The sequence below is a fragment of the Pseudomonas sp. ASL8 genome (assembly GCF_056680355.1).
Genome location: NZ_CM155278.1, coordinates 4,468,005 through 4,488,375, shown reverse-complemented (window position 1 = coordinate 4,488,375; position 20,371 = coordinate 4,468,005). Strand labels below are relative to the sequence as shown.

Genomic DNA, 20,371 nt, shown 5'->3' with positions numbered 1-20,371 from the left:
ACACGTCCCTCATGGCGGCCACCCCGGTACTAACGACAAAACAAGATGCAGCATTGGGCGGCAGGGACAGCTGCGCCGGATAAACCCGCCTCAAGCGGGTTTGTAATCAACCTATTAAGTCCGGCCGTATTGGCCAGACTGCTAACACCTGTTGGGAGTTTCACATGGCTATCGCCTCCAGCATTTACAGGAAGGCTCTTGAAGGCAATCCGCGCCCTAAAAAGGTGCTGGTTAAAATTGATCGCGTAACCAAGAAGTTTGACGAGACGATTGCCGTGGACGATGTGTCCCTGGAAATCCATCAGGGTGAAATTTTCGCTCTGCTCGGTGGTTCAGGTTCTGGCAAATCCACGCTCTTGCGCATGCTGGCAGGTTTTGAGCGCCCGACCGAAGGGCGAATCTACCTCGACGGTGTGGACATCACTGACATGCCGCCCTACGAGCGGCCAATCAACATGATGTTCCAGTCTTACGCGTTGTTCCCGCACATGACTGTGGCCCAGAACATTGCGTTTGGGCTTAAGCAGGACCGACTTCCCGCAGTTGAAATCGAAGCCCGCGTAGAAGAAATGCTCAAGCTGGTGCATATGAGCCAATACGCCAAGCGCAAGCCCCACCAGCTCTCGGGGGGACAACGTCAGCGTGTTGCCCTGGCACGCTCACTGGCTAAAAGGCCCAAACTGCTGTTGCTCGACGAACCGATGGGCGCATTGGATAAGAAGCTGCGTTCGCACATGCAGCTGGAGCTGGTTGAAATCATCGAGCGGGTCGGCGTGACCTGCATCATGGTGACGCACGATCAGGAAGAGGCCATGACCATGGCCCAACGTATCTCCATCATGCACCTGGGCTGGATCGCCCAGACCGGTAGCCCGGTCGACATCTACGAAGCCCCCGCCAGCCGCCTGGTGTGCGAATTCATTGGCAACGTGAATGCGTTCGACGGCGTCGTGGTTGAAGACCAGGAAGGCTACGCGGTCATCCAGTGCCCGGATCTGGCACAGAACATCTACGTCGGCCATGGGATCAGTACATCGGTCGAAGACAAGACCATCACCTATGCCCTTCGCCCGGAAAAGCTGCTGGTGACGACGATAAAACCCGACGCCCGGTACAACTGGTCCGAAGGCAAGGTTCACGACATCGCCTATTTGGGCGGGCACTCGGTGTTTTACGTAGAACTGCCCAGTGGCAAGATCGTTCAGGCGTTCATGGCCAATGCTGAGCGCAGAGGCGCGCGTCCGACCTGGGATGATGCGGTCTATGTCTGGTGGGAGGATGACAGCGGCGTGGTATTGCGCTCATGAGCACTATTAACCAGCGGATTCAGAAACTGATACCCAGCGGGCGCCAAATGGTTATCGGCGTCCCCTTCATATGGCTATGCCTGTTTTTCGCGCTGCCGTTCTTCATCGTGATGAAGATCAGCTTTTCCGAAGCAGCGCTGGCCATTCCACCCTACACAGATATTTACACCTTCGCCGAGCAGAAGTTTCAACTGCTCCTGAACATGGGCAACTATGCCCTGTTGACCAATGATGAGCTGTACCTCTCGGCGTACCTGGGCTCATTGAAAGTGGCCTTCTTCAGTACGCTGATGTGCCTGTTGATCGGCTTCCCGATGGCCTACGCCATTTCCAAAGCCCGAAAGGAAGCACAGACCGTATTGTTGCTGCTGATCATGATGCCGACCTGGACGGCGATCCTGATCAGGGTTTACGCCTGGATGGGCATCCTGAGCAATAACGGTCTGTTGAATGCGTTTTTGCTTTGGACCGGTCTGATTCAAGAGCCGATAGAGATATTGAACACCAATACCGCTGTGTATATAGGCGTGGTGTACGCCTACCTGCCCTTCATGGTCCTGCCGCTGTTTGCCAACCTGGTCAAGCATGATCAGAGCCTGCTCGAAGCAGCCTCGGACCTGGGATCAAGCACGCTCAACAGCTTCTGGAAAATCACCCTGCCCCTGGCCAAGAACGGCATCATCGCCGGCTGCATGCTGGTGTTCATTCCCGTGGTCGGTGAGTTCGTTATTCCCGAGCTACTGGGCGGGCCGGAAACCCTGATGATCGGCCGTGTGTTGTGGCAGGAGTTTTTCAACAACCGTGACTGGCCTGTCGCCTCTGCACTCGCAGTGATCATGCTCGCCATCCTGATCGTGCCCATCGTGCTCTTCAACCGTAGCCAAGCCAAAGAGATGGAGGGACGGGCATGAACCGTTTCGGATTTTCAAGACTGATGCTGGTGCTTGGCCTGATGTTCATTTATCTGCCAATGCTGATTCTGGTGATTTTCTCGTTCAACGCCTCCAAACTCGTCACCGTCTGGGGTGGATGGTCCATTCACTGGTACGCGGGCCTGCTCGACAACAAGCAATTGATGGGCTCCGTCGCCCGGTCCCTTGAAATTGCCTGCTACACCGCAGTCGCCGCCGTGATCCTCGGAACTCTGGCCGCCTTTGTCCTGACACGCGTCACGCGCTTCAAGGGACGCACGCTGTTTGGTGGCCTGGTAACGGCGCCACTGGTCATGCCGGAAGTGATCACCGGCCTGTCGTTGCTGCTGCTGTTCATCGCGATGGCCCAGATACTGGGGTGGCCTCAGGAGCGAGGCCTGATGACAATCTGGATAGCCCACACCACCTTCTGCTCCGCGTATGTAGCGGTGGTGGTTTCGTCACGCCTGCGTGAGCTGGACCTGTCGATCGAGGAAGCGGCCATGGACCTGGGCGCGCGCCCCTGGAAGGTGTTTGCGCTGATCACCATCCCCATGATCGCGCCGTCACTGGCAGCGGGCGGCATGATGTCCTTCGCTTTATCACTGGACGACCTGGTACTCGCCAGCTTCGTTTCGGGCCCAGGCTCGACAACGTTGCCAATGGAGGTTTTCTCTGCGGTACGCCTTGGGGTCAAGCCCGAGATCAACGCCATTGCGAGCCTGATTCTGCTGACGGTCTCTTTCGCCACGTTCCTGGTCTGGTATTTCGGCCGCAGGGCCGAAGCCAACCGCAAAGTCGCGATTCAGGAAGCCATGGAGCAGACCGCGAGCGAGTCGTGGACACAGCCAGAACAGAAAATGGCAGAAGCGGTTGCCTAGGCAGCCGCAGTTCCGTGACGCGCCACTGGATAAAAAAAAGAAATTGGAGCTGTACCCATGAAAATGTTTGGCAGGACTCTCCTTGCCGTGTCCTTTTTGGGCGTAATCGCTACCTTCGCCCAAGCCAATGACAAGGTCCTGCGCGTCTACAATTGGTCTGACTACATCGCCCCGGACACCGTCAAAAAGTTCGAAGACGAAACGGGCATCCGTGTCGTTTACGACGTATTCGACAGTAATGAAACCCTTGAAGCCAAATTGCTCGCAGGCAAGTCGGGGTATGACATCGTCGTACCGTCCAACAGTTTTTTGGCCAAGCAGATCAAGGCCGGGGTCTACCAGCCGCTGGACAAGTCCAGGTTGCCCAACTGGAAAAATCTCAACCCGACGCTGCTGGAGAACGCCTCCGCCAGCGACCCCGATAATGGCCACGCTTTCCCCTACATGTGGGGTTCGATAGGCATTGGCTTCAACCCGGACAAGGTCAAGGAGGCTCTGGGCGTAGATGCGCCGGTGAACTCCTGGGACCTGCTGTTCAAGCCCGAAAATGCGGCGAAGCTGAAGTCCTGTGGCATCAGCTTTCTGGACTCGCCCACCGAAATGCTCCCGGCTGCCCTGCACTATCTGGGCTACCCCGTGAACTCTCAGGACAAGAAGCAGATCGCCGAAGCAGAAACGCTGTATATGAAGATCCGCCCTTCGGTGGCTTACTTTCACTCTTCCAAGTACATCTCCGACCTCGCCAACGGGAACATTTGCGTAGCCGTCGGTTACTCGGGTGATGTTTTTCAGGCGAAGGCGCGCGCGGTGGAAGCCGGGGGCAAGGTGAAAATCGAGTACAGCATCCCTAAAGAGGGTGCTGGCAGCTTTTATGACATGGTCGCAATACCCAGAGACGCATCAAACGTCGAAGGTGCCTACCAGTTCATGAACTTCCTGATGCGGCCCGAGATCATGGCCGAGATCACCAACAGCGTGGGCTACAGCAACGCTAACTCAGCGGCCACGCCATTGGTTGATGAATCGATACGTAATGACCCCGGCTCGTACCCGCCACAAGCTGTGATGGCAACCCTCTATGCGATACCGGACTTGCCCATTGCTACCCAGCGCTTCATGACGCGTGGTTGGACACGCGTAAAACTCGGTAAATAGAACGCCACCTTTAATACAACCATGGGCGCCTTCGGGCGCCTGTTTTTTTGAGGTGAGCGTCGATGTGGGCAGTAAACCGATATAAGGGCCGATGATTCAAGCTGGATTAAAACGCCAGCTTATAACCAATGAACACCAGCATTATTGCCAGGCAAGGACGCAGCGTCTCGTCAGACACTCGACCCGTCATATGACTCCCCATGTAAATTCCTGGAAGTGAACCTATCAACAGGAAGCCTAATACATGCCAATCCATATTACCCATGCTCGCATGCCCCAAACCTGCGACCAGCGTCAGCGGCACAGCGTGCGCGATTTCCGTACCGACTAAACGCTTGGTGGCCAGAAAAGGGTACAGGATAAAGAGTGCTACGGTGCCTAATGCGCCAGCGCCGATGGAGGTCAATGCCACCATGGTGCCCAGTATCAGCCCCGTGAGTACCGTCAGCAGATTCAAGCGCGAGCCGCTGAGGTTATAGCTGCCGCCAGCACGTTTGTGGGCAAACGCAAGCAGCCTTTTCTTAAAGAAAACGGCGAGTGCTGTCACCAGCAATACGAAACCCAATGTCTGCTTGATCACCGCATTCATTGCTTCAGGGGCATGGAGACTGCTCAAAAACCACAGCGTCAGCGCTACCGCCGGCACACTGCCGAGTGTCAGCCAGCCGGTGATGGCCCAGTCAATGTTTTTGTTCTTTCGGTGAACCAGTACGCCGCCGGACTTCGTGATCGCCGCATACAGCAAATCCGTGCCCACTGCGGTGGCCGGATTAATCCCAAACCACAGTAAAATCGGCGTCATTAAAGAGCCGCCACCTACACCTGTCATCCCTACAATAAATCCGACAACCAAGCCTGCAACGACCAATCCAGCACTGCCAAAATCCATTACTACATCCCACAAATCAAGCGCGACTGCATGAAAAATATGGCCCGCAGCATAGCGACCTTTCTTAATAACCAGTTATATCGATATGGTCTATCTTTATGCTTTTTTCTACTGAAAGGGCTGTGCCTGCTCGCCTTCGCATCAGGCCATGATGCGTCTAAGACACATGGCCGTCAGATCGTCCCGCGCCCTCTAGCGCAGTAGATGCACGACCAAACCAATGAGCGCACAGGCCATCAGTACCTGAATGACGCCGCGCTTGAAGCGAAACAAGGCAACCGCCGCTGCAATCGCGATCAGCGCAGAGGGCCAGTCGAGGTTGCCGTTGAATCCTTTGGGCCAAAGCACGTGGTAACCGAAGAAACACGCCAGATTGAGAATCACCCCAACCACCGCAGCCGTAATTCCGGTGAGCGGCGCGGTGAACTTGAGTTCGTTGTGAGTCGACTCCACCAGCGGGCCACCCGCGAGGATGAACAGGAATGAAGGCAGGAAGGTAAACCACGTCACCAGCGTGGCCGCGACGGCGCCTGCAAGAAACACATGATCAGCACCGAAAACCTGAAGGACATACGCGCCGATGAAACCGACGAAGGCCACCACCATGATCAGCGGCCCAGGCGTGGTTTCCCCCAGCGCCAGGCCATCAATCATCTGTGTCGGGGTCAGCCACCCAAAGTGACCGACCGCACCCTGGTAGACATAGGGAAGCACGGCATAGGCACCGCCAAACGTCAGCAACGCGGCCTTGGTAAAGAACCAGCCCATCTGGGTCAAGGTGCCTTCCCAGCCAAAGAGCGCAGTCAATATCCCCATCGGCAACGACCACAGTACAGCCCCGACGAGCATCAGCATCGCCAGTTTCGACCAGTGAAATCGGGCATGGTCAGGGGATGGGGTATCGTCATCGATCAAGGCCGGACCGAAGGTTTTTTTGGCGGCGCTATGGCCCCCGGTCCTGAAACTCTCGGGAGCCAGCCGCCCACCGATATAGCCGAGCAACGCGGCACCCAGCACGATCAGCGGGAACGGGACATTGAACGCAAATATGGCGGTGAATGAAGCTGCCGCGATGGCCCACAGCCAATTGTTCTTCAGCGCCCGCGAGCCGATTCGATGAGCCGCCTGCACTACGATGGCCGTCACTGCGGGCTTGATGCCATAGAAAAGCCCGGCCACCACGGGTACTTCGCCAAAGGCGATATACAGCCAGGATAATGCGATCAGGATGAACAGCGAGGGCAACACGAATAGCACGCCTGCGATCACACCTCCCCAGGTTCGATGCATCAGCCAACCGATGTAGATCGCCAACTGCTGCGCCTCGGGGCCTGGAAGCAACATGCAGTAGTTGAGGGCATGCAGGAATCGTCTTTCTGAAATCCAGCGCCGACGTTCTACCAGCTCCTGGTGCATGATCGAGATCTGCCCCGCAGGTCCACCGAAGCTGATGAAGCCTAGTTTCAACCAGAACCAGAACGCCTCACGGAAACTGATGGCGTCAGGCCGTGGCAGGTCCTGTTCAACGGCTGAGGGGGTGACGTCACTCATGGGGATGTTCCTTTTTCACAAACTCGGTGAGCAGTGGTCTTCAAGAGAGATGGTTTCGCGCAAGCCCGCCAGTATACGTTCGATGCCAGCAGGTTCTACCCGTTGAATGCGCCCCACATTGGCGTGCCTGCTTATTCACTGAGCCCGACCAAAAAATTTGACATTTATCAAGGAAATCTACCTTTCATGACCTATGTTCTAGTCATTCGAGCATGCGGGAACGGTCTCAACTAGCCTCTCTATATAGCAAGAAAAAAAGCCATCGGGATAAGCATAAAATCCCGGGCCGCGGCTACAGTCCGCGCTTAATAGCGCCCCTGAAGAGCGATGACTCATGAGTCTATTCCGCACGTTGGCAGTTGGTGTCGCATTGAGCTGCTGGTTAGTGGCTGGCTGCACCTCCAAGGTTACAGAAAAGGAACAATATTCCGGTTTTATTTCGAATTACGACGGGTTGCAGGAAACAACCTTGCCCAGCGGTCAAACAGTGTTGCGCTGGGTGGCGCCCGGTTTTAAACCTTCGGCTTATTCTGTTGTTGTTTTTCGCCAACTCGAATTGTACCCAGCTCCCAAACCGACTGAACGCGTGAGTATGCAGACCTTGCAGTCATTGCAGTCGTTCGCCAGCACTAGCGTGAAAAACGCTCTGGCTCAACAGTACCGCGTCGTCACGACCCTGAAGGAAGCGCCTGCCGGGTCTCGCGCAATGATTTTGCGCTCGGCCATCACCGGAGTAACAGCCTCCAACGAAGGCATGCATTGGTACGAAGTAGTACCTGTGGCTGCGGTGGTAGGTGGTGTCACGGCAGCCACGGGGAGTCGTGATCAAGATACGGAACTGTACGTCGAGTCTGAGCTTATTGATGCAACGACAGGAGCCCCACTGGTCAAGGCGGTGCGAAAGGTATTCGGTAAAACCCTCAAAAATAATCGCCAAGCCGTGAGTGCAGATGACTTCAAAGCCGCCATCAAGATTGTCACTGATGACATGAAAGCTTTTTCCAAGTGATCGTCACGCAGTCCATTTAGTGCACCTTCTGAAGTGAGTGATCAGCGCAACGCACACCCTGTCCGTTTTACATGCATCGGGCACACATAAAGAATGACGGCGGTTGAGTATCGGCATTCAAGCTCAGGGACTGACAACGCAATCACCCCATGGGGTTACTCATGAGTATTCGCTCAGCCAGACATACACGCCGCACACTAGCGACTTTAAACATGGGTTTGGTGGCCGGCATTCTCAGTCTGCTCTTCGGCTGTGGTAAAGAACCCGTTTCTTCCGCTCGCCCCCCCACGGATGTAACCGTCATGACGGTTACTGCTCGCGACACGCCAGTGGTCTTCGAATTCGTTGCTCAGACACAGAGTTCTCGCGAAGTCGAAATTCGTGCTCGTGTCGCCGGTTTTCTGGAAAAAAGGTTATATACCGAAGGTGAGCTGGTAAAGGCCGGGCAAGTGTTGTTCCAGATGGACCGTCGGCCTTTCGAAGCAGCGTTGCTGTCGGCTCAGGGACAATTGGCTCAGCAGCAAGCACGTTGGGAAGTCGCCAAAGCCACGCTGGCGCGTGTCCGACCACTGGCACAACAAAATGCAGTCAGCAAGATGGACCTCGACAATGCCGTCGGTAACGAGCGCCAGACCCAGGCCGCCGTACTTGCCGCACAAGGCCAGGTGCGCACCGAGCAGCTTAATCTGGGTTACACCACGATTGCGTCCCCCCTTACCGGCCTGTCGAGCTTTGCCAAGAAACAGGAAGGCAGCTATGTGACACCTGGGGAATCGGGACTCTTGACCTCGGTGTCACAGATGGACCCGATTTATGTCAATTTCAGCCTCTCGGAAAACGAAACGCTGAAATACCGCAGTGAAATTGCCGCGGGTCAGCTCAAGTTCCCTCCCAACAGTAACTTTGAAGTCGAAGTGGTACTGGCTGATGGTTCGATCGTGCCCGATAGAGGCCGCCTTGACTTTGCCGCGCCCTCCTTCAGCCCGGAAACCGGTACATTTTTGGTCCGTGCGGTGGTGGCTAATCCAAAAGGCATGCTGCGCCCCGGCCAGTTCGTCCGCGCGCTGGCGATAGGTGCGTCTCGACCAAACGCCGTTCTGGTCCCACAGCGTGCGGTTCTGGAGGGCGCACGAAGTCGCTACGTATGGGTCATCAATGGAGAATCGAAGCCCGAACAGCGCATTGTCGAAGTGGGCGACTGGCACGACGCCGACTGGTTTATTACTCAGGGTTTGCGGGCGGGCGAGCGAATCGTGGTCGACGGCGCGCTCCGGGTTGCCCCCGGCGCTCCGTTGAATATCGTCGATAACGCTGTTGCGGCACCACCCAGCGCCGCCATAGCGGCAGAGCGTCCCAAGGCCGCCTCTTTGCCTGTTCAAAAAGACCCGCTGAAAGCCGATTTACCAGGCAATGAAAATCGGCGGCAACCATGAGCATTTCTCATTACTGCATTGACCGGCCTATCTTCGCTTCGGTGATTTCCATCGTCATCACCCTGGCGGGTGCCGTCGCGATGTTGAACCTGCCTGTGGCCCAGTATCCTGAGATCACGCCACCACAGATCACCGTATCGGCCACTTACCCTGGGGCCGATGCTCAGGTCGTGGCCAACAATGTGGCTGCGCCCATCGAGCAGCAGGTGAACGGTGCCGACAACATGATCTACATGAACTCGTCGAGCTCTGCGACGGGCAACATGACCCTGAACGTGTTCTTCGAAATCGGTACTGATCCTTCCCTGGCACAGGTCGACGTGCAAAATCGGGTCAACCTCGCCCTCCCCCAACTGCCCTCTGCGGTCCAGTCTCAGGGCATACAGGTTCAGAAAAAATCATCGGCCTTCATGATGGTCATCGCGGTGTATTCCCCCGATAACCGCTACGACGCTACCTATATAGCCAACTACGCCAACCTCTATTTACTGGACGCGATCAAGCGCATTCCCGGCGCCAACCAGGCCAGTATTTTCGGGACACCCGACTATGCCATGCGGATCTGGCTGAAACCCGACCGGATGGCCCAGCTGGGGATTACGGCTGCCGATGTGCAGAAAGCGGTGGCCAACCAGAACCAACAGTTCGCGGTTGGCCGCATTGGCCAATCCCCTACGGGCAAATCGGTGGAGCAGTCCTTTGCAGTCACGACCAAGGGCCGGCTGACCGAACCTGCGGAGTTCGAGAACATCATCCTGCGGGCCAGTGGCGAAGGCGCCGCGATTGTTCACCTCAAGGACATCGGCCGGGCTGAGCTTGGACAAAAAGATTACTCATTGCGCAGCACGTACCAGGGAAAGCCAGCGACCTTGATGGCGGTTTATCAGCAGCCCGGCGCCAATGCGCTGGATGTCTCCAATGCGGTCACGGCGACCTTGGCGCAGATGAAGAAAACCTTTCCGGAGGGCATCGAATACAAGGTTGTGATGGACACAACCGCCTTCACCCGAGCCTCCATTACGGAGGTGGTGTACACCTTCTTCGAGGCGCTGGTGCTGGTCGTGATTGTGGTTTACGCCTTCCTGCAAAGTCTGCGCGCCACCCTGATCCCGGTGCTGGCCGTGCCTGTTTCCATCGTCGGTACATTCATTGGCATGACCGCGCTGGGCTTCTCGGTCAACATGCTGACCCTGTTCGGCATGGTCCTGGCCATCGGCATTGTGGTGGACGATGCGATCGTGGTGATCGAAAACGTCGAGCGCAACATGCACGTCCACAAAATGAACCCCAAAGATGCCGCCAAGCGAGCCATGGACGAGGTGGCCGGCCCCGTGGTGGCCATTGTGCTGGTGCTGTGTGCGGTGTTCGTTCCCGTAGCATTCATGGGCGGCATCACTGGCCAACTCTACAAACAGTTTGCAATCACGATTGCTATCTCCGTCGTGATCTCCGGTCTGGTGGCCCTCACCTTGTCACCCGCCCTGGCGGCCCTCCTGCTCAAACCCCATGTGGGAGAAAAGCGCGGATTCTTCCGTTGGTTCGATCGTAACTTCGAGCGTATGACCGAAGGTTACTCCCGCGCAGCCGCGTTCATGATCAAGCGTTTCGTACTCGCACTACTGCTCTTCGCCGGCATGATTGTGCTGATCATTTTGATCATGCAAAGGATTCCAAGCGCCTTCCTACCCCCGGAAGATCAAGGTTACTTACTCGGCGCAGTGATCATGCCTGACGCTGCCAGCCTGGATCGCACCGGTGAGGTTGGCAAGGTCGCCAGTGACTACTTCATAAACAACGAAGCTGTCGAGGGCGTGGCCATCGTTAACGGCTACAGCTTGCTGGACAGTCAGAACAAGAACAATGCGGGCGCTTTCTTCGTCGGCTTCAAGAATTTTGAAGAACGTTACAAGGATTCGAAAACCATCGCAGCCCAGAGCGCCCCTGCCGTGATCAAGGCAGCGACCAAAGCATTCTCCCAAGTGCAGGAAGGCATCATCCTGCCAGTCAATCCGCCCTCGATTCCTGGTCTGGGAACTACCGGCGGTATGGAACTGTGGATTCAGAGCAAGGGGGACGCCACCATCAGCCAATTGGCCGAGGTGGTGAGTAGCTTCAAAGCCAAGGCTGAGCAGCGGCCGGAAATTGGCAGCATGACCAGCACATTCAATGCGTTTTCTCGGCAATTGCTGGCTGACGTTGACCGCGAAAAAGCCGAGACGCTGGGCGTTCCGGTGGAAGACGTGTACAGCACTATGCAAACCATGTTCGGCTCGCTGTACGTTTCCCAGTTCAACAAGTTCAGTCGCCTGTGGCAGGTGATTCTCCAGGCCGAGCCCGCTTACCGCCTAAGAGCCGAGGACTTGCAGCAGATCTATGTGCGGAGCACCAACGGTCAGATGGTTCCCCTCAAGGCCCTGCTGACCACCCGCTACGTGACGGGCCCCGACCTGCTGACGCGCTTCAATAACTTTCCAGCGGTCAAGATGACGGCCAATGCCGCACCGGGATTCAGCTCCGGCCAGGCACTCAAAGCGCTTGAGGAAGTCGCCGCGCAGAGCATGACCGGCGACTATGGCGTGGCCTGGAGTGGCGAGGCGTTCGAAGAGAAAAAGAGCGGAGGTACGTCTTCCAAGGTTTTCGCCTTCGGTCTGATCATGGTGTTCCTGATCCTCGCCGCCCAGTATGAGAAGTGGTCGCTGCCCGTCGGTGTGCTGCTCGCGGTGCCGTTCGCATTGTTCGGTGCTTTGCTGGCGGTCCTGATGCGTGGTTTGGCGAACGACGTTTACTTCCAGATCGGCCTGACCATGCTTGTCGCGCTGGCGGCCAAGAATGCCATTTTGATCTTCGAGTTCGCCGTACTGAACCGTGAGTCCGGCATGTCCGTTTTCGACGCCGCGATGACCGCCGCCAAGGAGCGTCTGCGACCCATCGTGATGACCTCTCTGGCGTTCATCCTCGGCTGCGTCCCGCTGGCGATTGCCGTCGGCGCCTCCGAGAACAGCCGCCACTCCATCGGTACCGGTGTGATCGGCGGGATGCTCGCGGCGACGGTGATCGCGGTTTTTTTCATCCCGCTCTTCTATTACCTGGTGGAGCGTATTTCCGAGAAAAGCGGAAAGTCCAAAGAGGCTGCGCAGCCTGATGAAGCGCCCCCTGTGGGCGGTGGCCCCGTCCATGCCCCGCAACAACGACATGAGGGGGATTAAGGTGCTCAGACCCCCGCTGTTTCTGCTGCTCGGCCTCGCCCTCGGTAGCTGCACCGTGGGCCCCGACTATGAACGCGCCAAGGTCGAGATACCCGCGACTTTCAGGTACGCGGATCAGGAGGCCAGACAGGTATCCAACACACTGTGGTGGGAACAGTTTCAGGATTCGGTGCTAAACGACTTGATTCGCACGGCGCTTAACGAGAACAAGGATGTCAAGATCGCCGCCGCACGGGTCGAGGAGTATCAGGGGCGTTACGGCGAAACGCATTCACGTCGGTTTCCTCAGATAGGGAGCGGGCTTCAGGGGCAACGGGCCAAGGCCCCGTTGAACAGTGGTCCGGTTCCTCTGGCATCCGGTACCAATCCCATCTATGAGAACTATCAGGCCGTCCTTGGGGTGAGCTGGGAGCTTGATATATGGGGGCGTCTGCGTCGCCTCGACGAGGCTGCCCGCGCCGAGCTTCTGGCAACGGAGGAAGGCCGGCGCGCAGTGATCTTGAGCCTGGTATCGGCAGTGGCCACAAGCTACGTGAACTTGCGGGATCTGGACCGGGAGCTGGAAATTGCCCGGACAACCGTGAAGCTGCGCAGCGATTCCTACGAAATATTCAAGCTGCGTTACACCGCCAGCGTCGTTTCCGAAATGGAGCTGGCGCAGAGTCAATCCGAATACGAACGGGCGCTGTCCACCGTACCGAGGCTCGAGTCGCTGGCCGCTCAACAGGAAAATGCGCTGGCCGTGCTCCTGGGTCGCAACCCTGGGCCGCTGGTGCGCGGGCGCGCGTTAGGGCAATTAACCCTGCCGGCGGTACCCAGTGGATTACCCTCGGCCGTACTGGAACAGCGGCCGGACCTGCGCCAGGCCGAATTGAACCTGATTGCAGCGAATGCACGGATCGGTGCAGCCAAAGCCCTGTATTTTCCGACGATTTCCCTCACGGGGCTGGTGGGGTCAGTCAGCAATCAGCTCTCGGACCTGTTTACCGGGCCAGCCGAAACGTGGTCTTACGCTGCGGCAGCCACCCTTCCGATCTTTACCGCTGGGGGCATCGCTGGGCAGGTGCAACAAGCAAGAGCCATCCAGCAGCAATATCTGCTGACCTACCAGCAGGCGATTCAGTCGGCGTTCAAGGATGTTGAAAATGCCTTGATCGCCTCGCAAAAGTCTCGTGAGCAATTGGCCACACAGGCACGCCAAATAGAGGCGCTGCGTACCTATGCCCGGCTGGCGAACCTGCGTTATGACAACGGCTACACCAGTTATATCGAGGTTCTGGATGCCGAGCGCAGCCTGTTCGATGTCGAATTAAGCTACGCCAATACTCAGGGCGCAGTGCTCACCGCGATGATCGATCTGTACAAGGCCACTGGAGGCGGCTGGGTGGATGAGGCAGATAGGCTGACCAGGCTTGAGCCCAACCCGCCAACCAATAGAGACAGGGCCGCGCCATGAGCCAGGTACAGCGTGGCCTGATGGCGTGCCATGAATGCGATCTTCTGCAACGAGAACCCCACCTGCCCAATGGTGGGGTTGCTCGCTGTTGTCGCTGTGGTGCAACGCTGTTCCGCCGTCATCCACAAGGCTCGGAGCGCGCCCTGGCCTTTTGCCTGGGCGCGCTGATCTTGTTTGTGATTGCCAATGTGTTCCCCATCGTTGGCCTCACGATCAATGGCGAGTTTATTCAGACCACCCTCGTCGGGTCTGCGCGCGTCATGTATCGCGACGACATGGCCATGGTTGCCGGACTCGTTCTCGTGACCACCTTCATCGCCCCGCTGATCCAGATGCTGACCATGATCTATCTTCTGCTGCCGGCGTACTTCAGACGTTGTCCACCCCATGCACAGCTGGCATTTCGCAGCATGGTCATGGTCCAGCCCTGGGGCATGGTGGAGGTTTTTGTCCTCGGCGTGCTGGTGTCCCTGGTCAAGCTTGCCCACCTCGCTACCGTGATACCGGGAGTGGCGTTGTGGTGCTTTGGCGGCGTGATGCTGCTGATGGCGGCGGCGGCCTCGTCATTCGATACTCATGACCTTTGGGCGCGGCTGGGGTCGCTGCGGTGAAGGGCCCGAAGACCGCCGCCCACTTCGGTCTGGTGACCTGCCATGGCTGCGGGCTATTGCTGAAGTCGGATCACGGCGCAGAGGCTCGCTGCTCGCGTTGCGGCTGCATGCTGCATGGTCGCAAACCCAACAGTCTTACTTCCTCCTGGGCCTTTGTAATCGCTGCGGTGATCCTTTATATACCCGCCAATCTGCTGCCTATCATGGAAACCAGCTCTCTGTTCGGTTCCCAGGCCGACACCATCATGAGTGGCGTGGTGTATTTGTGGCGGTCCGGCTCATGGTACCTGGCGCTGGTGGTGTTCATTGCCAGCATCCTCGTGCCAATGGCCAAACTGATCGCATTGATCCTTCTTCTGGTGTCGGTGCAACTGCATTCCCGCTGGCAGCCCCTGCAACGCGCAAAGCTCTACCGAATGGTTGAACTGGTGGGTCGCTGGTCGATGCTCGATGTGTATGTGGTCACCTTGTTGGTGGCCCTGGTGCAGCTCGATGCACTGGCGACTATCAGACCAGGCCCTGGGGCGCTGGCCTTTGGCGCGGTGGTCGTCTTAACCCTGTTCGCGGCAATGAGTTTCGATCCACGCCTGATCTGGGATTCCTTGGAGCAAGACCATGACTGAAACGTCCCTGCCCTCCGATCTGTCCACCGTGCCTGAAGCCGAAACGGCCCGAAAATCGCGATGGTCACTGCAGTTAGTGTGGCTCGTGCCCTTGATCGCGGCGCTGATCGGGGGCTGGCTGATGGTCTCGTCGATTCTCAATCAAGGCCCTGTCATCAGCATTGTCTTCAAGAACGCTGAGGGTCTTGAGGCTGGTAAAACCAAGCTCAAATACAAGGATGTAGAGATTGGAAAGGTCACCGAGGTGACCTTGTCCCGTGATCTCAAGCAAGTGGTCGCCACGGCCGAGCTGACCAAGGATTTCAAGCCCTATCTGGTTAAGGACACTGCATTTTGGTTGGTGACACCACGGATTTCCGGCGGCAACGTTTCAGGGCTGAGCACGGTTCTGTCCGGCGCGTTCATCGGCGTTGGCGTGGGTAAGTCCACTCAGGCGCAGCGGTCTTTCAACGCCCTGGATGTGCCGCCGGTCATTCAGGTCGATACCCCCGGCCGTGAGTTCCTCCTGCACAGCAACGACTTGGGTTCACTGAGTGCAGGGTCACCTATTTTCTTTCGTCGGGTACAGGTAGGTCAGGTGGTAGCGTTTGACCTCGACAAGAATGGCCAGGGATTGAGTATGCGAGTTTTCGTCAATGCCCCCTACGACCAGTTTGTCACCGACAACACGCGCTTCTGGAATGCCAGTGGCATAGATATCAAGCTTGGCGCCAGCGGCATCGAGGTGAACACGCAATCGCTCGCCTCGATCCTGCTGGGCGGCATTGCCTTCGAGACGCCCGTGGATTCAGTCGAACGCCCCGCTGCCGTTGCCGACAGCTTTTTTGAGCTGTTCAACGGGCGCACGGAGGCCATGCACAACCCTGAGCGCGACGTCTTGAAGATGGTCATGCTGTTCAACGAGTCCCTTAGAGGCCTGACGCCGGGATCTCCGATCGACTTCCAAGGCATTACGCTGGGTGAGGTATCGGATATCCGGGTGGAGCTGGACCCAGGCAGCCACAGTATCGTCATGCCCGTCGAAGTGAGTTTGTACCCGGAACGCCTGAGGCTACGCTCCCGTGACAAGAACAGGGCCAAGCTTTCAGATGAAGCACGCAGACAGTTCCTGGAGGGGATGGTGGCGAACGGTATGCGTGCTCAGATGCGCACCGGAAATCTCCTCACAGGGCAGCTCTATATCGCTCTGGATTTCTTCCCGGGCGTGGCCAAGGCCACCATCAACTGGGGCAGCGACATACCCGAACTGCCCACTGTTCCCGGGCGAATGGAAGAAATACAAGCCTCCCTGAAAAGCATCGCCAGCCGGCTGGAGAAACTTCCGATCGAACAGATTGGCACTGACCTGCGCCAGACATTGCAGGCGGCCAGCGGTTTGTTGAATCGACTGAATACGCAGGTAACGCCGCAAATCGTGGCGGCCCTGACCGAGGCGCGTCAAGCGGTGGGTTCAGCCCAAGGACTAATATCGGCCAATAAACCCCTGTTACAGGACACTCACGAAGCCATTCGGGAATTGGGACGCACTGCAAAGTCGTTACGCAGCCTGGCCGATTATCTTGAGCGCCATCCCGAAGCGCTGATTCGGGGCAAGCAGGAGGATCAACGATGAAACTGAGCTCGATAGCGCTTCTGGCCAGCTTGATAGTGGCGGCCCTCAGTGGCTGTGGCAGCGCACCAAAAGAGCATTTCTATACACTGCGGGCGATTGCCGAGCGCGACCCGGCAGCCGCCAATGCGGCGTATTCAGTAAGCGTGGGCCCGGTGACCGTACCCGAGCTGGTAGAGCGGCAGCAGTTAGTGTTGACGCGTAACGACAATCAGGTTGAGATTCTGGAGCAGACGCGGTGGGCGGCCTCGCTGCAAAGCATCATCGGCCATGTTATCGCGAGCAATCTGACACAGTTGGCGGGCAATCCACGGACGGCGGTTTATTCCCCAGACACAACGGTCGATGCCGATTATCACGTGGCCGTGGACGTACTGCGTTTCGAGTCGGTCCTGGGTACGGCGGCGAGTCTGGACGCCCGGTGGACAATCCGCACCGCCGATGAGCAGGTGCTGAAATCGGGTCGAACGATCATCAGCGAACCCACTCGCGGCCAAGACCTGACTGCCTTGCTTACGGCCCATGATCGCCTCCTGGCAACACTGAGCCGCGACATCGCCCAAGTGCTCATCAATCGTAAGCCCTCTCGATGAGTTCCCATGGCCCTGTTACGCGATACGGTCGCGGATGAAGGTCAGGATGGCATTACGTCGGGGGCTTAATAGGCTCGCGGAGTACGGTTGCACTCCTTTCAGGGTTTTCTGACCAGCGCCTCTTGTCGGGCCTGGCTATCGCCGATGCGGCATTAGCTCAAGACGGGCACGTTGACGAACCACCATCCAGGCCCTGTCTGGTTTTTTTGTAATGGAGGGTGGCCTTGCCGTCATGCCAGAGCACGGTCAGCACGTAGATAGAATCGAAGTCTTCCTTGTCCCAGTCATCCGCAATGGTCTGTTTTTGCCCGGTTGCCTCTTCGGCGACCTGATTGATCAGCTCTGGCAGATAGCCGTTGGACCAGGCGGTGTAGACCGTTGCACCGTGGTACTTGTCGAGCAGCAACTCGTCTGCCAGCGCTTGGGTGTCATTAGCGCCAAAGTTGATATTGATCGGCAACCCCAACTTGATTGCAGCAGGACCGACGGTCAGGAGCGGACGCAGGTAACCATAGGACTCATCGTTATCACCTTCCTCGACATGACGACTGGGGTCGGCAGCGAAGATGAAATTGGCGTTGCCGAACTCTCGGGGCAACAACGTGGACAGGGCAATGGCTCGGTTCAATCCTTGGCAATTGAGTTGTCCGAGACCCATAGCGGGCTTTTCAGCGTGACGAAGGAAAACCAGGGTTTGCGTTCTGTCTTCTGCTTGCGCTTGCGCGCCCATGGAAAACCAGAAAGCAGCAGAAATGATCAATAGCGCGGGCAATAAAAAGAGCACGAAGGGCCGGGCGTATTTGAAGGCAGCGATACGGTTGTAGTTATTCATTATTCTCAATCAGAGCCTGATGGCCGTAGGTTTCGTTTCGGCATGGAGGTGCCAATCTGATTCGGTTTCAGTGTGAAGGTTGCGCAGTGGACCTTGATTTATTCATTTAATCGATCACGAGTGTGTAAGAGGATTTGTCTGACAAGAAAATCAGACATTTCTTTCACCAGAAACAGAAAATTGCATACCGCGCGATGGCAACTCCCGCAAGGCTGTACACCCGACGCACGCCCGGATCGGCAGTGCGCAACGCTGCGGCATGCTGTTTCTAGAGCGACACTGATTCAGCAGAGTGTTGCGTGACAAGCATGCCCAATCACCGATAGTCGCTCTTATCGCAGCATTACCGGAGGTCCAAACCCGCAGCGCGGCGGCGAAGACGGGGTGAAATCTCGTACATGAGACGCGCTTTAACCATATGGCACAGAGCCTGCATTTGAGCCTCTATCCTCTTCTCTGGAATGTGCTCATGAAAACCATCCTGCATCGCGCCTTCACGCTGATAGCCAGCGCCTGCGCCCTCGCGTTGAGTCTGCAACCCGTCGTCCAGGCAATCGAAACGGTGCCCACCGAACTGCACCTGGATTACGCCTATTACTCACCAACCAGTCTGGTGCTCAAACATTTCGGATGGCTGGAAAAGGCTTTGCCGCAGACAAAAGTGACGTGGGTCCTGAGTCAGGGCAGCAACCGTTCACTGGAATACCTCAACGGCGGCAGCATCGATTTCGCCTCCACGGCGGGTCTGGCGGCGGTGCTCAGTCGCGCCAATGGCAGCCCTATCAAGACCGTCTACATCGCCAGTCGCCCGGAATGGACGGCGTTGGCCGTGCGCAAGGATTCGCCGATCAAGACCGTGGCCGATCTCAAAGGTAAAAAGATCGCCGCGACCAAGGGCACCGACCCGTATCTATTCACGCTGCGCAGTCTGCAGCAGGTCGGCTTGACCAAGGACGATGTCGAGCTGGTGCATTTGCAACATTCAGATGGTCGCATCGCGCTTGAAAAAGGTGACGTCGACGCGTGGGCCGGTCTTGACCCGCTCTTGGCCGCCAGTGAAATCCAGGCCGGTTCGCGCTTGCTCTATCGCAATGTCAACTTCAACAGCTACGGCGTGATCAGCGTTACCGAGAAGTACGCCAAGGAGCATCCGCACGCCATCGAAGCCGTACTGACCGCTTACGAAAAAGCCCGTGATTGGGCGCGTCACAACCCTGAAGAGCTGGCTCAACTGCTGTCCACGGAGTCTGGCTTGCCACTGGAAGTCGCCAAGTTGCAGTTGTCCCGCACCGACTTCAGCAACTCGCAGCCGGGCGCTGAACACATCGCCGCATTGAAGGCAGCGGCGCCGATTCTGGTGTCCGAAGAGCTGGTGCGTAAAGGCGTGAATGTCGATCAGGTAGTCGATCAATTGATCGATCCGAGCTTCAGCAACGTCGTGATCGCTAAACAGTGATCCATCGGCGCTTAAAAGGCCTGGCATTGCCGGTGTTGATCGTCGTCGTTCTGGAAATCGTCGTCCGCACTGGCTGGGTGCCTTCCTACCAGATGCCGGCGCCCAGCGAGATCGCCCTGACGTTACGCGACCTGGCTGAAGGTGCGCTGTGGAAACACATCAGTGCCAGCCTGTTAAGGGTGCTGCTCGGCTTCGTCATCGGTGCCGGGCTGGCGCTGGTGTTTGCCGCATGGGTCGGTCTAAGCAGCGAAGCCGAGGCCTATCTGGAGCCTACGTTTGCTGCGCTACGCTCGATTCCCAGCCTGGCCTGGGTACCGCTGTTGTTGCTGTGGTTGGGTATTGATGAAACCTCGAAGATCGTGCTGATTGCCATCGGTGCGTTTTTCCCGGTGTACGTCAACGGCGTGGCGGCAATTCGTAATATCGACCGCAAGCTGGTGGAGGTCGGGCAAATGTATGGTTTCAGTCGGCGCCGGTTGGTGCTGCGAATTCTGCTGCCGGCCGCGCTGCCGGGGCTATTCACCGGTTTGCGCAGTGGCATGAGCCTGGCCTGGATGTTTCTGGTGGCAGCGGAATTGATCGCGGCCACCCGTGGGCTGGGTTATCTGCTTAGCGACGGCCGGGAAACCTCGCGCCCGGACATCGTGTTCGCAGCAATTATCGTATTGGCCGTGCTGGGAAAGTTAAGCGACGGTGTGCTGGCCGGCCTGGAAAAACGCTTTCTGGTCTGGCGCGACACGTTTAACGGTCAAGGTCGGGAAGAGTGAATGATGGCTGAACTGTCGTTGGATATTTACGTCGAACGCAAGACGTTCGCCACCACTACCGTGTTGCAAAACGTAAGGCTGC

At 57.2% G+C, this 20,371-nt stretch carries 17 protein-coding genes; 14 read left to right on the top strand and 3 right to left on the bottom strand.

Annotation, left to right across the window (positions count from 1 at the left end; all coding sequences use genetic code 11):
- The first annotated feature begins 164 nt into the window (after positions 1 to 164).
- The 4 genes from potA to AC1MEA_RS20495 are packed head-to-tail and all read left to right on the top strand — an operon-like array spanning position 165 to position 4,254.
- Entirely contained in the window at positions 165 to 1,307 is a 1,143-nt protein-coding gene (gene potA / locus AC1MEA_RS20510; RefSeq protein WP_219061737.1) for a polyamine ABC transporter ATP-binding protein, read from the top strand.
- Between the two features lie 29 nt (positions 1,308 to 1,336).
- Positions 1,337 to 2,218 carry an ABC transporter permease subunit gene (locus tag AC1MEA_RS20505; protein WP_219062029.1) on the top strand — a complete coding sequence of 294 codons (882 nt, stop codon included), beginning with the start codon at positions 1,337 to 1,339 and terminating at the stop codon, positions 2,216 to 2,218.
- The gene (locus AC1MEA_RS20500) at positions 2,215 to 3,099 is read left to right on the top strand and encodes an ABC transporter permease subunit (RefSeq protein WP_219061736.1); all 885 of its coding nucleotides are present in this window, start codon (positions 2,215 to 2,217) and stop codon (positions 3,097 to 3,099) included. Before AC1MEA_RS20505 ends, AC1MEA_RS20500 begins: the two co-directional genes overlap by 4 nt.
- 57 nt (positions 3,100 to 3,156) lie before the next feature.
- Entirely contained in the window at positions 3,157 to 4,254 is a 1,098-nt protein-coding gene (locus AC1MEA_RS20495; protein ID WP_480417203.1) for a polyamine ABC transporter substrate-binding protein, read from the top strand.
- Positions 4,255 to 4,360: 106 nt separating this feature from the next.
- Here the strand turns inward: AC1MEA_RS20495 and AC1MEA_RS20490 are convergent, their stop codons facing one another.
- Positions 4,361 to 5,143: a sulfite exporter TauE/SafE family protein gene (locus AC1MEA_RS20490; RefSeq protein ID WP_219061734.1), complete on the bottom strand. Its 783-nt coding sequence runs from the start codon at positions 5,141 to 5,143 to the stop codon at positions 4,361 to 4,363.
- 192 nt (positions 5,144 to 5,335) lie between these two features.
- Positions 5,336 to 6,694, bottom strand: a complete 1,359-nt coding sequence (chrA, locus tag AC1MEA_RS20485) for a chromate efflux transporter (RefSeq protein WP_219061733.1) — start codon at positions 6,692 to 6,694, stop codon at positions 5,336 to 5,338.
- Between the two features lie 334 nt (positions 6,695 to 7,028).
- Between chrA and AC1MEA_RS20480 the strand changes: the two genes are divergently transcribed.
- From AC1MEA_RS20480 to AC1MEA_RS20445, 8 genes are all read left to right on the top strand, one after another.
- On the top strand, positions 7,029 to 7,703 hold the full coding sequence (locus AC1MEA_RS20480) for a DUF3313 domain-containing protein (RefSeq protein WP_219061732.1): 675 nt from the start codon (positions 7,029 to 7,031) through the stop codon (positions 7,701 to 7,703).
- A 302-nt stretch (positions 7,704 to 8,005) separates the two neighbouring features.
- Positions 8,006 to 9,136 (top strand): efflux RND transporter periplasmic adaptor subunit, encoded by a 1,131-nt coding sequence (locus AC1MEA_RS20475; protein ID WP_219061731.1) that lies wholly within the window; start codon positions 8,006 to 8,008, stop codon positions 9,134 to 9,136.
- Complete coding sequence (locus AC1MEA_RS20470) at positions 9,133 to 12,342, top strand: efflux RND transporter permease subunit (RefSeq protein ID WP_480417202.1); 3,210 nt, start codon at positions 9,133 to 9,135, stop codon at positions 12,340 to 12,342. Before AC1MEA_RS20475 ends, AC1MEA_RS20470 begins: the two co-directional genes overlap by 4 nt.
- A 1-nt stretch (position 12,343) precedes the next feature.
- Positions 12,344 to 13,798 carry an efflux transporter outer membrane subunit gene (locus AC1MEA_RS20465; RefSeq protein WP_219061729.1) on the top strand — a complete coding sequence of 485 codons (1,455 nt, stop codon included), beginning with the start codon at positions 12,344 to 12,346 and terminating at the stop codon, positions 13,796 to 13,798.
- Positions 13,795 to 14,409 (top strand): paraquat-inducible protein A, encoded by a 615-nt coding sequence (locus tag AC1MEA_RS20460; RefSeq protein ID WP_219061728.1) that lies wholly within the window; start codon positions 13,795 to 13,797, stop codon positions 14,407 to 14,409. Before AC1MEA_RS20465 ends, AC1MEA_RS20460 begins: the two co-directional genes overlap by 4 nt.
- Positions 14,406 to 15,032, top strand: a complete 627-nt coding sequence (locus AC1MEA_RS20455; protein ID WP_219061727.1) for a paraquat-inducible protein A — start codon at positions 14,406 to 14,408, stop codon at positions 15,030 to 15,032. The genes AC1MEA_RS20460 and AC1MEA_RS20455 overlap by 4 nt, the downstream gene beginning before the upstream one ends.
- Positions 15,025 to 16,644: a PqiB family protein gene (locus AC1MEA_RS20450; protein WP_219061726.1), complete on the top strand. Its 1,620-nt coding sequence runs from the start codon at positions 15,025 to 15,027 to the stop codon at positions 16,642 to 16,644. The genes AC1MEA_RS20455 and AC1MEA_RS20450 overlap by 8 nt, the downstream gene beginning before the upstream one ends.
- Positions 16,641 to 17,234, top strand: coding sequence for a PqiC family protein (locus AC1MEA_RS20445; RefSeq protein ID WP_480417201.1), 594 nt, complete (start codon positions 16,641 to 16,643; stop codon positions 17,232 to 17,234). The genes AC1MEA_RS20450 and AC1MEA_RS20445 overlap by 4 nt, the downstream gene beginning before the upstream one ends.
- A 157-nt stretch (positions 17,235 to 17,391) precedes the next feature.
- Here the strand turns inward: AC1MEA_RS20445 and AC1MEA_RS20440 are convergent, their stop codons facing one another.
- A complete protein-coding gene (locus tag AC1MEA_RS20440) occupies positions 17,392 to 18,066 on the bottom strand; it encodes a hypothetical protein (RefSeq protein WP_480417200.1) in 675 nt (224 codons plus the stop codon).
- 469 nt (positions 18,067 to 18,535) lie between these two features.
- Here AC1MEA_RS20440 and AC1MEA_RS20435 point away from each other — a divergent pair, with 469 nt between their 5' ends.
- Complete coding sequence (locus AC1MEA_RS20435) at positions 18,536 to 19,522, top strand: aliphatic sulfonate ABC transporter substrate-binding protein (RefSeq protein WP_480417199.1); 987 nt, start codon at positions 18,536 to 18,538, stop codon at positions 19,520 to 19,522.
- On the top strand, positions 19,519 to 20,289 hold the full coding sequence (locus AC1MEA_RS20430) for an ABC transporter permease (protein WP_480417198.1): 771 nt from the start codon (positions 19,519 to 19,521) through the stop codon (positions 20,287 to 20,289). Before AC1MEA_RS20435 ends, AC1MEA_RS20430 begins: the two co-directional genes overlap by 4 nt.
- Positions 20,290 to 20,371 lie beyond the last annotated feature (82 nt).